13 protein-coding genes and 1 pseudogene are annotated in these 13,128 nt (G+C 36.7%); 3 read left to right on the forward strand and 11 right to left on the reverse strand.

The features are described 5' to 3' along the window. Positions 1–119: 119 nt before the first annotated feature. The 11 genes and pseudogenes from ACEN4I_RS08145 to liaX all read right to left on the reverse strand — a co-directional run. A pseudogene (locus tag ACEN4I_RS08145) lies at positions 120–923 on the reverse strand (ArgE/DapE family deacylase); the annotation flags it as partial. Between the two features lie 231 nt (positions 924–1,154). Further along, positions 1,155–2,123, reverse strand: a complete 969-nt coding sequence (trxB, locus tag ACEN4I_RS08150) for a thioredoxin-disulfide reductase (RefSeq protein ID WP_407102736.1) — start codon at positions 2,121–2,123, stop codon at positions 1,155–1,157. Positions 2,124–2,230: 107 nt separating this feature from the next. Beyond that, positions 2,231–2,656, reverse strand: coding sequence for a tetratricopeptide repeat protein (locus ACEN4I_RS08155; RefSeq protein WP_407095888.1), 426 nt, complete (start codon positions 2,654–2,656; stop codon positions 2,231–2,233). Between the two features lie 232 nt (positions 2,657–2,888). Beyond that, a complete protein-coding gene (galU, locus tag ACEN4I_RS08160; protein ID WP_407095887.1) occupies positions 2,889–3,860 on the reverse strand; it encodes a UTP--glucose-1-phosphate uridylyltransferase GalU in 972 nt (323 codons plus the stop codon). Between the two features lie 22 nt (positions 3,861–3,882). Beyond that, positions 3,883–4,896 carry an NAD(P)H-dependent glycerol-3-phosphate dehydrogenase gene (locus ACEN4I_RS08165; RefSeq protein ID WP_407102735.1) on the reverse strand — a complete coding sequence of 338 codons (1,014 nt, stop codon included), beginning with the start codon at positions 4,894–4,896 and terminating at the stop codon, positions 3,883–3,885. Further along, entirely contained in the window at positions 4,896–5,570 is a 675-nt protein-coding gene (ppaX, locus tag ACEN4I_RS08170; RefSeq protein WP_407095885.1) for a pyrophosphatase PpaX, read from the reverse strand. The genes ACEN4I_RS08165 and ppaX overlap by 1 nt, the downstream gene beginning before the upstream one ends. Positions 5,571–5,599: 29 nt before the next feature. Further along, complete coding sequence (gene lgt, locus ACEN4I_RS08175; RefSeq protein ID WP_407095884.1) at positions 5,600–6,439, reverse strand: prolipoprotein diacylglyceryl transferase; 840 nt, start codon at positions 6,437–6,439, stop codon at positions 5,600–5,602. A gap of 147 nt (positions 6,440–6,586) precedes the next feature. Beyond that, positions 6,587–7,531: an HPr(Ser) kinase/phosphatase gene (gene hprK / locus ACEN4I_RS08180; RefSeq protein ID WP_407095883.1), complete on the reverse strand. Its 945-nt coding sequence runs from the start codon at positions 7,529–7,531 to the stop codon at positions 6,587–6,589. 478 nt (positions 7,532–8,009) lie between these two features. After that, a complete protein-coding gene (locus ACEN4I_RS08185) occupies positions 8,010–8,369 on the reverse strand; it encodes a phage holin family protein (RefSeq protein ID WP_407095882.1) in 360 nt (119 codons plus the stop codon). After that, the gene (locus tag ACEN4I_RS08190) at positions 8,369–8,671 is read right to left on the reverse strand and encodes a PspC domain-containing protein (protein WP_407095881.1); all 303 of its coding nucleotides are present in this window, start codon (positions 8,669–8,671) and stop codon (positions 8,369–8,371) included. The genes ACEN4I_RS08185 and ACEN4I_RS08190 overlap by 1 nt, the downstream gene beginning before the upstream one ends. A gap of 52 nt (positions 8,672–8,723) precedes the next feature. Then, on the reverse strand, positions 8,724–10,292 hold the full coding sequence (gene liaX / locus ACEN4I_RS08195; RefSeq protein WP_407102734.1) for a daptomycin-sensing surface protein LiaX: 1,569 nt from the start codon (positions 10,290–10,292) through the stop codon (positions 8,724–8,726). 307 nt (positions 10,293–10,599) lie between these two features. On the opposite strand from liaX, the gene ACEN4I_RS08200 reads away from it, so the two are divergent. The 3 genes from ACEN4I_RS08200 to ACEN4I_RS08210 all read left to right on the forward strand — a co-directional run bounded on the left by ACEN4I_RS08200 (position 10,600) and on the right by ACEN4I_RS08210 (position 13,066). Continuing rightward, positions 10,600–11,178, forward strand: coding sequence for a TetR/AcrR family transcriptional regulator (locus tag ACEN4I_RS08200; RefSeq protein ID WP_407127706.1), 579 nt, complete (start codon positions 10,600–10,602; stop codon positions 11,176–11,178). Positions 11,179–11,252: 74 nt separating this feature from the next. Further along, positions 11,253–12,377, forward strand: coding sequence for an ABC transporter permease (locus ACEN4I_RS08205; RefSeq protein ID WP_407102731.1), 1,125 nt, complete (start codon positions 11,253–11,255; stop codon positions 12,375–12,377). Continuing rightward, positions 12,377–13,066, forward strand: coding sequence for an ABC transporter ATP-binding protein (locus ACEN4I_RS08210; RefSeq protein WP_407102729.1), 690 nt, complete (start codon positions 12,377–12,379; stop codon positions 13,064–13,066). Before ACEN4I_RS08205 ends, ACEN4I_RS08210 begins: the two co-directional genes overlap by 1 nt. Positions 13,067–13,128 lie beyond the last annotated feature (62 nt).

Here is a 13,128-nt window from a genome sequence, read left to right on the forward strand (position 1 = left end):
CATAAGTTGGGTCCTTTTTATTGGTCTTGGATAAGTCATCCAAGTTCAGTATAAAGGACTTTTTTGCATATTGGAATAGGATACATAACATTGTGAAACATATTATGTTTCATGCAACACTAGTGAGCTGTTGTATTGAATAATTCAATAACTTCATCATTGTTAAATTCAGGAATCGTACGTACGTTGATTTCTGCTACAGCTTTGTCCGGAATGGAGTTTACTTGATTCCCACCATTGAAAATGGTTGTGCTGCTCACTAATTTATTCAGCACTTCATTTGTCCGTTCATCATTGTTAAGCTTGTTATCCATATCTAACAAGTATTCCATCAATGCATTAATCGCATTGTAACCTTGGTCAGGCATAGAACTATGTGCCGCTTCACCAATTGAAGTGACGCGTAAGTTTAATGACCCTTTATGTGAGTAAATAATCGTATCTTGAGATGGTTCAGCTACCCATAGATAATCTACATCATTCATATAGCCTTCTTCATACAATTTCTTAGAACCTGCTCCGCCAACTTCTTCACCTGTTGTTGCCATAAGACGTACGGTTCCATTTGTTAACTCGTTACTTTCTTTGAGCTCGATCAACACTAAAGCAAGATTTACTAAACCTGACTTCATGTCATTTGATCCGCGTCCATATAAGTTTCCGTCTCGTTCTGTCAAAGTAAATGGATCTGAAGACCATTCACTTTCATCACCAGGAGAGACAACATCCATATGTCCAGATACACCAATGACTGGTTTTCCGCTTCCTATTTCCGCTACTAAATTCACACGAGTCTCAGTAACTGGAACAATTTTAGTTTTAATCCCGTGTTCAGCAAATAAATCTTTTAAGTAATTGGCCACTTCGATTTCATTTTGGTTGACCGATTTGATTGCTACAATGTCAGAGAGAATCTTGATTTTTTCTTCTTCTGTAAACTATTTCATTTATGTCCCTCCAATATTTTGTTTGTTAGACCTTATCATTAAGTCCTACTCTTGTACGTTATCAAAAAACTTCTACTAAAGAAATCTCTACAATTATTGTACTCCTCTAATGAACCAAATGCTAATACAGCGGATTTTGCAACTATTATTCTAGTGATCCATAAAAAAGGATGCCAGCTCGATTTCTCAAGCTGACATCCTTTTTTATTAGCCACTTACTTTTTCAGATTCAACTGAATCTTTTAATTCTTCCACATAATTGAAGGCTTGTTGACCTGCCAAACTTCCATCACCAACAGCTGTTGCCACTTGACGCAATGGCGTTTTACGAACATCCCCAACAGCGAAAATACCTGGAACTCTTGTTTCCATTCTTTCATCTGTTTCGATCCAACCTTCTTCATCCGTGATACCTAATGCACGGAACTTTTCAGAGTTTGGAATCAAGCCAACATAGACAAATGTACCATCTGCCATGAAGTCCATCACTTCTCCGGTATGAACATTTTTTATTTTTACACCTGTAACTTTCATATCATCCCCATAGACTTCTTCTACGGTAGAATCCCAGATAAACTCAACTTTATCATTTTTAAAAGCACGATCTTGTAAAATCTTTTGCGCACGCAATTCATTACGACGATGAATAATCGTTACTTTATCTGCGAATTGAGTTAAATACGTTCCTTCCTCAACTGCTGAATCTCCTCCACCAACCACTACTAAATGTTTGTTTCGGAAAAATGCTCCATCACACACAGCACAATAAGACACTCCACGACCATTGTATTCTGTTTCGCCGTCTACACCCAGTTTACGATGTTCTGCTCCTGTAGCAATGATAATTGCACGAGTTTTGTACTCTTTCTTACCAGCAACGATTGTTTTGTATTCTTTTCCGTTCGTCACTTCTTTTACATCACCATAAGCATATTCAGCACCAAATTGTTTAGCACTTTCAAACATTTTATTGGACAAATCAGGTCCTAAAATACTATTGAAACCAGGGTAGTTTTCAATTTCTGCTGTATTGTTCAATTGTCCACCAGGAATTCCACGTTCTAATATCAATGTATCTAAATTGGAACGAGACGCATATAGCGCAGCTGTCATCCCTCCTGGACCAGCTCCAATAATGATGACATCATAAATCTTTTCAATTTTTGTTAATTCCATAGCTCATTCTCCCTATTTATCAAATTCTCTTTTTTTACTGTAACTAAAATAACCAGAAAACACTAGAATTTTGCTTACTTTTTAGAAGTCAATTGATTGTGCCGTCATTAAATGTTCAATTCTTCTTCCAAATCCTTTTGAAATTCTTCAGCCTCTTCTTTATATTCACCTGTAGGCACCAAATACAAATACATTTGCGTACACTTTAAAGCTTTGCCATAATCTCCTAAAAAAGCATAATTATTGGCTTGAAAATAATGAACTTCTGGATAATTTTCACTGCCTTTTTGGATCAATTCATCGATCAGATCACAGGATTTTTGAAAATGTCCAAGATGTTGATAAATCAATGCTGTTTGGCATTGTCCGAACTCTCTATCTACATCATTATCCGCAAGAGAAGTAGCTCGTTGAAAATATTTTAATGAATGTTCTAAGTTATTTTTATCAAACGCTTCCCAAGCTCTATTGAAATAAAAATCAGCATTGGGATTTATTTTAATGATTTCTGCTTGACCATTTTTATTAGACATCGTTCTACTCCTCTCTGTTGCTCCGTTTATACATCCTTAAAAAAGAACGCTATCCTTGTCAATTTAGAGTATTTTTACACTCGAATCATTTTTATATTAACATCTATTATAGCACAATCCCACTATATTTGATAGATGTCCTCGCTTTTCAACACAAGTTCAATCTGCTGCACAGCTTTTGTTCACGCAAAAGAGATGAGCGGAAAACTCATCTCTTTTACAGTAAACTTATTTAATTTTCTTTGTTTTCTTTTAGTTCTTCTTTCTTCTCTTCGACTTTTTCTTTCACCACTTCTTCAATTTCTTCAATGGCTTTTTCATTGTCTTCAGCCTCTAATTCTGTAGCCAAATCTTTAATATAAGCTCGCAAATCATCTTTGATTTGTTCATGTCTTAGCCCATATTGAATACTGGTTTTCATAAAACCAAATTTATCTCCAACGTCATAACGCTCACCTTTAAACTCATGAGCAAAAACGCGTTGCGTTTTGTTTAAATTATCGATTGCATCTGTCAATTGGATCTCATTACCAGCTCCAGGTTTTTGATTTTCCAATAGCTCAAAAATTTCCGGTGTCAATAAGTAACGTCCAATAATCGCTAAATCGCTTGGTGCATCTTTAGGATCTGGTTTCTCCACAAATCGTTTAACATTGTACAAACCTTCTTCAATTTGTGCTTCTGGATCAATAATTCCATATTTCGACGTATCTTCATGAGGAACTTTCATCACAGCTATATTAGACGCATGTGTTTTTTCATATTGATCAATCAATTGTTTAGTTAATGGAACTTCATCTTCCATGATATCATCACCTAACATCACTACAAAAGGTTCGTTTCCAACAAAGGCTTTAGCATGAAGCACAGCGTCTCCTAAACCCTTAGGATAAGATTGTCGGACGAAAAACAAGTTTAACCCGATAGTTTCTTCAACTATTTTCAATAATTCAAATTTTTCTTTTTCCCGCAAATTTTCTTCCAACTCAATATTAGAGTCGAAATGATCTTCAATAGGACGTTTGCTTTTGCCCGTAATAATCAAGATATCTTCAATACCTGAATTGATCGCTTCTTCAACAATAAATTGAATCGTTGGTTTATCTACAATCGGCAACATTTCTTTTGCCATTGCTTTTGTTGCAGGTAAAAACCTTGTCCCTAACCCAGCAGCTGGGATAACGGCTTTTCTCACTTTCTGCATGCTGTTTTCCTCCTCCATTTACTTAATTTGTTTCGTTTTTTCCAACACGGTTCATCAACTCTTTGATAACTTCTTTTACATCAGCTTTATTATACAACACTTCATAGATGGCTGTCGTGATCGGCAGTTCGACATTTTTTTGTGCAGCTAATTCGTACGCTGCTTTTGTCGTGGATACTCCTTCAACGATCATTCCCATATTTTCCAATATATCGTCTACGTCTTTTCCTTCGCCCAATAACTTTCCAGCACGCCAGTTACGAGAATGGATACTGGTACACGTTACAATCAAATCGCCCACTCCGCTCAATCCTAAGAAAGTTAACGGATCTGCACCAAAAGAAACCCCTAGACGTGTAATTTCAGCTAAGCCTCTCGTCATGAGAGCTGCTTTAGCATTGTCTCCATAACCGATTCCCACTAAAGCTCCTGCTCCTACAGCAATAATGTTCTTCAATGCTCCACCAAGTTCTACTCCTATGATATCGGGGTTCGAATAAACTCGGAAATACTCATTCATGAATAGCTTTTGCACATATTCGGCACCAGTCACTGGATTAGATGCAGCGGTAATAGTTGTTAGATCTTTAACTGCTACTTCTTCTGCATGGCTTGGTCCAGACAATGCCACGATACCTTTTCTTTTGGCTTCAGGAATTTCTTCAGCCAGTATTTCAGAAATCCGTTTATGTGTTTCTTGTTCCAGACCTTTACTAGCGTGAATAATAATCGTATTTTCTTTTAAAAAAGGCGCCGCATCTTGAGCAACTTGTCGCATGGCTTTTGTTGGGACCACAAAGACTATACCATCAGCATTCTTTACAGCTGCCTCTAGGTCGTAGTACCCTATTAAATTTTCGGGCAGACTTTTTCCTGGTAGATAATGGTGATTGGTATGGTACTGATTGATTTCATCTGCTTGTTCTTTTTTGTGGCTCCATAAACGAGTCTCGTGTCCATTATCTGATAAAACCATTGCTAAAGCAGTTCCCCAAGAACCAGCTCCCAATACGGTGATGATTTGTTTTTTACTCATTAATTAATCTCTTCCTTTACCAGTGTTGAAACCCCATCTTTTAGTATAAAATCTGCTAATTCTTCCATTGACTGAACGGTTAGATCCGGCTCAAAAGGGGCGATTTCTTCTGCTGTCTTTTGTGACCAGCCCACAAAAACGGAAAAGATACCCGCATTTTTAGCTGCCATAATATCGTGTCCGTTATCCCCTACCATCATTGTGGTCCGATGCAGGCAATTCATTTGCGCCATAGCCGTATAAATAGGTTCGGGATTCGGTTTGAAATGTGTATAATCCTCTGCCCCGATCACTACTTCAAATAAGCCTTCTAGATTTAAGTGACTAATGCCTTTTTCAAGTACATCATTTCTTTTTGTTGAAACAACTCCTAATCGAATCCCCTTTTGCTTCAACAATTTTAACGTATCTGCTACACCTTCAAATAAGCGGATCATTTGATCATGATAAACAGCATTGTATTCTCTGTATTTCGCAATCATCTCGTCACTTTTTTCTGCACCCAAAAATTGATATGTTGTTTCTAATGAAGGGCCATTGAATTGGCGCACACTATCCAGTGTATATTCCCCAGGGAAATACTCTTCTAATACACTCAAATGCGATTGATTGATCAACGCATTCGAATCTGCTAATGTTCCGTCAAAGTCAAATAATACTGTTTCAATAGTCACGTTTTTATTCAGTCCATTTCATTTTAAGTCTATTTTTTCACTTTCAGTATTCCATCAGTGTAATAAGGTTTTTTAGGATAATCTCGGCGACGATAGATCCAAATGATCAAAGCCGCTGCGAAAATCACTACACTCAACATTTGCGAAACTCGAATCGGTGTACCAGGAATATACAAGCTGTCCGTACGCATATTTTCGATAAAGAAACGACCAAATGAATACCACATAGCATAGCTCAAAGCCACTTCGCCTTGCAGCAATAAGTGCTTGCGGTTGCGTAATAATACGATCACAACAAATCCCACTAAGCTCCATAAAGACTCATACAAAAAGGTTGGGTGGTAATAAATTCCATTGATTTCCATTTGATTGATAATAAATTCCGGCAGCATCAGGTTTTCTAAAAATCCTCTGGTAACTTCCCCGCCATGAGCTTCTTGGTTCATAAAGTTTCCCCAACGACCAATTGCTTGTGCCAGTAAAACGTGCGGTGCTAAAATATCCAGCATCAGCCAAAGGGAGATATTTTTCTTTTTGGTAAACCAGTAGACGGTCAGTCCTCCAGCAATCAGACCTCCATATATCGCAATTCCGCCATTCCAAATCGCGATAATCTGAGAAGGGTTTTCTAGGTAATAACCTATTTCGAAGAGCACGTAGTACAATCTAGCACCTACAAAAGCAATTGGAATCGTCCAAAGGGCCATATCAATAATTGTGTCTTCTTCTATCCCTCTTTTTTCAGCCTCTTTCATGCTTAGAAAAATCGCTACAAATATTGCCAGTGCGATGATTACTCCATACCAATGAATTTCTAAAGGTCCTAGTTTAAGAGCAATTGGATTCAGCGGTTCGTACACATCATTCATCATTTATTCTCCATTTCATTCTAGACATTTGTAATTCTTTTTACTTTCAGTTGGTCTGCACAACTGTTCCATATTCAGCAAGAAGATTATTTTCCAAGGAAGAATCCACGAAAAATAAGCTCTGCTATACCTGTTTTTTATCTTTTTTTAGTCTTCATCGTTCACGACAGAATTTTTTTTGATCAACTGCTCTAAATTCTTGTTTAAAGTTTCAATAGCATCGTATCCCATTTGTTTAGCTCTAAAGTTCTTCGCAGCTACTTCAATGATGATTGCTAAATTTCGTCCTGTACGGACCGGTATAGATATTTTAGGGATGTCCACGTTAAAGTATCGATTATTTTCATCCGCACTGCCTAAACGGTCAAATTGAACTTCTTTATCCCACATTTTTAAATCCACTACTAAATTGACTGTTTTACTGGTTCGAATAGAGCCTACACCAAATAAATTAATGACATCAATAATCCCTACACCACGGATTTCAATTAAATGCGCCAACACTTCAGGTGGTTCTCCAACAATGCGATGTTCATCTAACATATACAAATCAACCCGATCATCAGCCACTAAACGGTGCCCTCTTTGAATCAATTCTAAAGCTGTCTCACTTTTTCCAATCCCGCTGTCTCCGGTGATCAAAACTCCCATCCCATAAATATCTACCAATACCCCATGTACAGATAAGCGAGTGGCAATACGATCTTCTAAGTAATTCGTAACATTACTCGACAATCTTGTGGTCGGATTTTCAGATTTCAAGACTGGAATCTTTGCTTCTTCTGCAGCTTGAATAAACCCCCACGGCGGCTCCAGTCCTCTAGATACTAATAGAGCTGGTGTTTCTTCATGACAAATGCGACGCATCACGATCAGACGTTCGTCATCCGTCATTTTCTCCATAAATGAAATCTCAGTCCGTCCAAACAACTGAATGCGGTCTGATGGATAATAACTAAAATACCCCGTCAATTCTAAAGCAGGACGAGACAAATCGCTTATTTTTATTTCTCGATCTAAGTAATCATGACCAGCAATAATTTCAAGTGAGACATCTTTGACTAATTCAGAAACTTTAACACTTCTAGTCATATTTTAAACCTCCTATTTTTTCAAATTCGTATAAAAATTCATATTTTATATTTTCCATTGAGATAACCTATTTTAACATTTTCCGACACACCTTGAAAGGTATACTACAAAAATAGAACCGCAAGAGTTTTAAATACAACCGATAGACTTGGATTAATAAAGACCGAATAGTATCCATTTCATAAAAAAATAACTTTAGTACATACCAAAAAGGCTTGAGAGATGCTGGTCTCAAAAGTTAAATTTTATTGTACGACTGTTTATCTGTTTTGACTTCAGATACATCCAGACTTAAGACATGATTTTTGGCTCAAGGCTTTCCATAAGCGACCCCATAGGCCGGTAGAAATTTCTTTATCCATATTAGAAGACGAAGAGCCGATTTACCCTAAAAAAAGACCCCCAAAGATTAGATATTACTCTAATTTTTGAGGGTCGCTACCGAAAAGATTTGCTCCAAATCTTTTCTTATTTTTAATTAATCTCGATAAATATTCACTGTTGTACGGTTGTTAAAGAATGTATTGACTAAAGATAAAATCAACGCGACAAGCATCGTTGTCCAGAATGAAGAAAAGTAAAATCCATTCCCCATAATCGCTGCTGTTAAGCTGAGCATGACTGCATTGATCACGATACTAAACAGACCTAAACTGATAATGGTAATCGGTAATGACAGAATAAACAGTATCGGTTTTAACGTCATGTTTAACAATGCTAGAACTATACTAGCTCCTAACGCAACCCAAACACTTCCAACGTAGAAGTTTGCTTGAAGCAAACCTGATAATGCTAGAAATACTAAAGCATTAACAATGATTCTTTGCCAAAACTTCACTAAAAGTCACTCCAGTCATCATCTTCAACTTTTTCAGCTTCTTTAGGAGAGCTTTTTCGTGATGCATTTGTTTTGTAGTACCCTTTAGGGTTATTGCGTTCTGGTCTTTTTCGGTCAATTTTAGGTTCTGGAATGACAATAGCCAGAATAATATACAATAATACTGGTGACCCGATTCCAACAAATAATGCTACAGCATAGATCAAACGCAATAATGTTGAATCGATATCAAAATATTCTGCAATTCCTCCAATAACACCTGATACCATACGATCATCTTTTGATTTATACAATTTTTTCAATGGTTTCCACTCCTTTGCCTTTAAGTTTTGTCTTTTAGTCTATCCGTTCGCTTTATTCGCCATCTTTAAGCATTACACTACCAGTAGTAGTTCCTATTTTCAAATAAATAGGTGCTTCTTCGGTAACTCTTCTGAAGATCAATGAACGGTTAGTGTGGTCTTTCTTTTCTTTCAGAACTTCAATGTCACCCATGCGATTTTGAATGGAACCAAAGTTCGTTTTTGCTTCGCCTTCAACACTGCTTGTTTTTGGAAGTGATACTTTCGCTGTTCCATTCACAGAAGTTGCTTCTAAACGAGTTATGTCTTTACCAGTCAGAGTTACTTTGACTGTTCCATTTACAGTAGATAAGTTGCTGCTCTTGTAATTTCCTCGAATCGCAATGTTGCCATTTACACTGCGAACCAATAAGTCGCGAATTTGACTATCTAAGACATCTACTGAACCATTAACACCTTCCGCTTCCAACATTGTTGCAGTTGTTTTTTCAAACGTCAATAATCCGTTGGTAGATTTCACATAGACGTCTTTCCCTTCAAATGCTTCGAACTTCACATTGCCATTCAACAATTTAAGAGCAGTATGGTCGTAAGCTCTTTTAGGCAGGTAGACAACGATGTCTGTTCGGACGCTTTTATTTGGAACGTGGAAAGTAAATGATTCTTCTGTTAATTCTACTTTGCTTCTTTTTTCAAAAGCTTCCAAAGGTTCTACGCCAGCTTCTTGTTTGCCATATAATTTAATATCAGCTTCCACTTTGATGTCTTGACTATCCCAAGATTTGAATTGTACATTTCCATTCGCTACTTTTAGGTTGATAATAGTAGCCGTTGTTTCTGGATAATAGAATTCATGTGTGAATTTAGTGGATACCAATCCAGGCATACGGACATTAACATCCTTCCACTCCATGTTATCCATGACTTGAGACAAGCTGGTCTTGATAAATTTACCAAATTGAGTTCCGGCTTCAGTAACTTTTTCATTCACATCTGTAAAAGTTTTTTGTGCTGTATCTTTCCACTCGTCTGGAATTTCAAATTTTTCAGAGACTTGTTTCGTTTGCGTTTTCCACTGTTTTTTCTTCACTGTTTTCATACGTTCTTCTAACTCTTCACGTTCTTCATACAACTCATCTAGTTCTGCTTCCAGAACATCAATATCGCCTTCTAATGAATCCATTTCATCTTCTTTTTCAGGAGCTAATTCATCTAAGTCTTCCATCGTTTGAAGAACCATCAATTTTTCATCTAACAAATCTTTGTTGCGTTTTGTTTCATTGATTTCACTGTTTAATTTATCTAATTGTACAGAGTAAGCTGATGCTTTGTTTGCCAATTCTTCTAAAATCGTTTCCAATCGTTCGCGATCTTTTTCTTTTTCAGCTTCTAAACGTTCTTTGCCGTTCTCATAAGCTTCTTCTGTATCAAATCCTTCTGGTTCAATAGCCGATTCATCTTTCTGTTCCGTTACTGTTTCAGCTTCAGTTGCAGAAGTTTGGTCTTTTTTGACAGCTTCTTTACCTTCTTTTTTAGCCATATTTTCTAAAAGCAATAAAGCTTCTTCAGTTGAAATAATGCCTTCTTTAACGAGCTCAAGAATTCTTTCTCTTTCTTTCATGTTCATTTTCCTCCTTATGCTTTCCATCAGACTACCTGAATGTTTCATATGCGCTAAGTTATTCAAGTTCTTTGCTATATACGTATTATGCAATACTAAGGGAAAAAAGTCATAGGACTTAAGAACGATTTTATAAGCCTTACATAGTCTTAGCTGTAAAGGTCTTCGTTTCATCTTTTATTTTACCATAAAGACATTCGTAAAAAAATTAAAAGTATACGTAAGAGATATCACACTATGCTTTGTAATTTGATGAAAAAAAACTCTGATCCATGCTATACTAAGTTTGAAAAAAGGGGGAATCGAAATGGTCCGCGAGAGAAAATTTACTCAAGATGAATTATATCAGGCGACTCACAATTTAATACTAGAAGTAGGATACGAAAAATTTTCTTTTATGCTTCTTTCAAAGCAATTGCATATCTCACGTGCTGCACTCTATAAATATTATGGGAATAAAGACGAATTAGTACAAGAGTATTTAAATGATCAGATGGAACAAATGGTTAAAAATATTGAATCTATCGAATGGTCAACTGATTTTAAAGAAAAAATTTCTCAACTGATCGATTTGATTTTTAAGTATGCTGATACCCATGCTATTTCGAATATGATTCCTACCCAGAACTGGACAAAAGAAAATAAAAATCTACCAAATGTTCAGAGAGCCAAACAACTTCATAATATATTCTTTTCCTTTATCCAAAAAGTGATAGAAGAAGGCCAAAATCAAGGTTATTTATTAGCAGATATTCCATCTATGTTTATTATTGAACAGCTTTTTCATAGCATCACATTGCCCAATCGAGCAAGATTAAGTGCAACAGCGCGGGCAAATTATATAAAAGAAATGCTGTTTTATGGAATTTTACAGGAGCCTGAATAAGTTTCTGTATTTAAAGTGACACAAGTGTAACTTTGGTGTATACTGACTCTTATAAAAAGAAAAGAAGGTGTATTATGTTTTTAGCACGTAAAGAACTTTGGTTCTCAAAAGGCAGATTTTTACTTATCGGTTTTATTATTGTATTGGTTGCGTGGCTGGTCTTTATTTTATCGGGATTAGGAAATGGATTGTCTGATCTAGGTGCCGCAACCATTCGGTACATTGAAATGGATACAGTCCTTTTTCAAGACGAATCCGAATTCAGTTTAACAAAATCTGTTTTATCGGAAGACTTAGTGAATGAGGCAAATCAGCTGCCCGGAGTAGAAGATGCTGCTGCTATCGGCACAACCCCAGGATCCATTATTCTGGGAGATTCCACTAATGACAGCAATAAGAAAACTTCCGTAATGCTCACCGGTATTGAAGTGGGAAGTTTTTTAGAACCAGAAGTGATTGCTGGTAATGGATTAGACACTGAAAACCTCAATAAAGTTATTGCGAATGAAACATTGATAGATGAGGGATTCGCTATAGGTGATCTCATTACCATAGCTGGTACAGATATAGAGTTGGAAATTAGTGGCTTTGCAGAGAATGAAACCTTAAATCATTTACCTGTAGTGTATATGTCTATGAGTACGTTTAGAGAATACAAATACGCTGTTCCAGGTTCAGATATGGGAGTTAAAGATCCTATCAACGCTGTCTTTGTAAAAGGAACTAATCTGGACAACGAGGAAATGGTTGAGAATCTAGAAGGCATTGAAGCAGCGAATAAAAAAGAGACTTTGAACGCCATTCCTGGTTATCAAGCTGAGAATGCAACCATTACTATGATGCTCGGGTTTCTTATTCTTATTTCTGCTGTTGTGATTGCTGTCTTTTTCTATGTATTGACCACTCAAAAGGTTCATCAGTTTGGAGTATTAAAAGCTATTGGTGCAAGCAACGGTTTTGTGATTGGATCCGTTATTGCTCAAGTATTTTTGCTTTCTAGTATTAGTATTATAATCGGAATAGGGCTGACATATTTGACAGCCATGGTACTCCCAGAAGGTATGCCATTTAATTTGCTGCCTCATTTAGTAATCAATTATAGCTTGATATTATTAGCTATCAGTTTGTTCGGCTCTCTATTCTCGGTACGGAAGATTATTAAAATTGACCCATTAACTGCATTAGGGAGGGCTGAATAATGGCTGGATTAACGTTAAAAGAAGTTACAAAAATTTACCAAGAAGGTGAATTTGCTACTACTGCTTTAGAAAATGTTTCACTAAGTATCGAACCGGGAGAATTCGCTGCTATCATCGGACCATCTGGTTCTGGAAAAAGTACATTTCTCTCTATAGCAGGCGCTCTGTTGCAACCTACTTCTGGGGAAGTTATCGTAAATGACGTGAATATCGCAACACTTTCAGAAAAACAATTGTCTAAAGTACGTCTGTCTCAAATCGGATTTATATTGCAAACGTCAAATTTATTGCCTTATCTGACTGTAATGGATCAATTATTGGTCGTAAAGAAAATGGCCGGTGCTATTTCAGACGAACATCGTCAAACTGCAAAAGATTTACTCACTGATTTAGGTCTAGGTGAAAAGATGAAAAAATATCCCTATCAACTTTCGGGTGGAGAAAAACAGCGAACAGCTATCGCCAGAGCTTTTATGAATGGACCAAATATTATTTTAGCCGATGAGCCTACAGCTAATTTGGATACTAAACGTGCTCACGAAGTTGTAGCTTTAATAGCTAAACAAGTGAAAGCGCGCAATAAAGCGGCTATTATGGTGACACACGACGAGCGAATGCTTTCATATTGCGATCGTGTCTATCGTATTGAAGATGGCATTTTATCGCTAACAGAAGAAGCGAACAACTAAATGAACAGAGACGAGACAGGTATAAATGCTGATGTAGCATTTATACCTGTCTCGTCTCTAAA

Source organism: Desemzia sp. FAM 23990 (assembly GCF_045528485.1).
GTDB lineage: Bacteria > Bacillota > Bacilli > Lactobacillales > Carnobacteriaceae > Desemzia.

Coding starts and splice junctions, on each gene's coding strand:
- trxB (WP_407102736.1), bottom strand. CDS start 2,123: ATGGAATTAACAAAAATTGAAAAGATTTATGATGTCATCATTATTGGA.
- ACEN4I_RS08155 (WP_407095888.1), bottom strand. CDS start 2,656: ATGTCTAATAAAAATGGTCAAGCAGAAATCATTAAAATAAATCCCAAT.
- galU (WP_407095887.1), bottom strand. CDS start 3,860: ATGCAGAAAGTGAGAAAAGCCGTTATCCCAGCTGCTGGGTTAGGGACA.
- ACEN4I_RS08165 (WP_407102735.1), bottom strand. CDS start 4,896: ATGAGTAAAAAACAAATCATCACCGTATTGGGAGCTGGTTCTTGGGGA.
- lgt (WP_407095884.1), bottom strand. CDS start 6,439: ATGAATGATGTGTACGAACCGCTGAATCCAATTGCTCTTAAACTAGGA.
- hprK (WP_407095883.1), bottom strand. CDS start 7,531: ATGACTAGAAGTGTTAAAGTTTCTGAATTAGTCAAAGATGTCTCACTT.
- liaX (WP_407102734.1), bottom strand. CDS start 10,292: ATGAAAGAAAGAGAAAGAATTCTTGAGCTCGTTAAAGAAGGCATTATT.
- ACEN4I_RS08200 (WP_407127706.1), top strand. CDS start 10,600: ATGGTCCGCGAGAGAAAATTTACTCAAGATGAATTATATCAGGCGACT.
- ACEN4I_RS08205 (WP_407102731.1), top strand. CDS start 11,253: ATGTTTTTAGCACGTAAAGAACTTTGGTTCTCAAAAGGCAGATTTTTA.
- ACEN4I_RS08210 (WP_407102729.1), top strand. CDS start 12,377: ATGGCTGGATTAACGTTAAAAGAAGTTACAAAAATTTACCAAGAAGGT.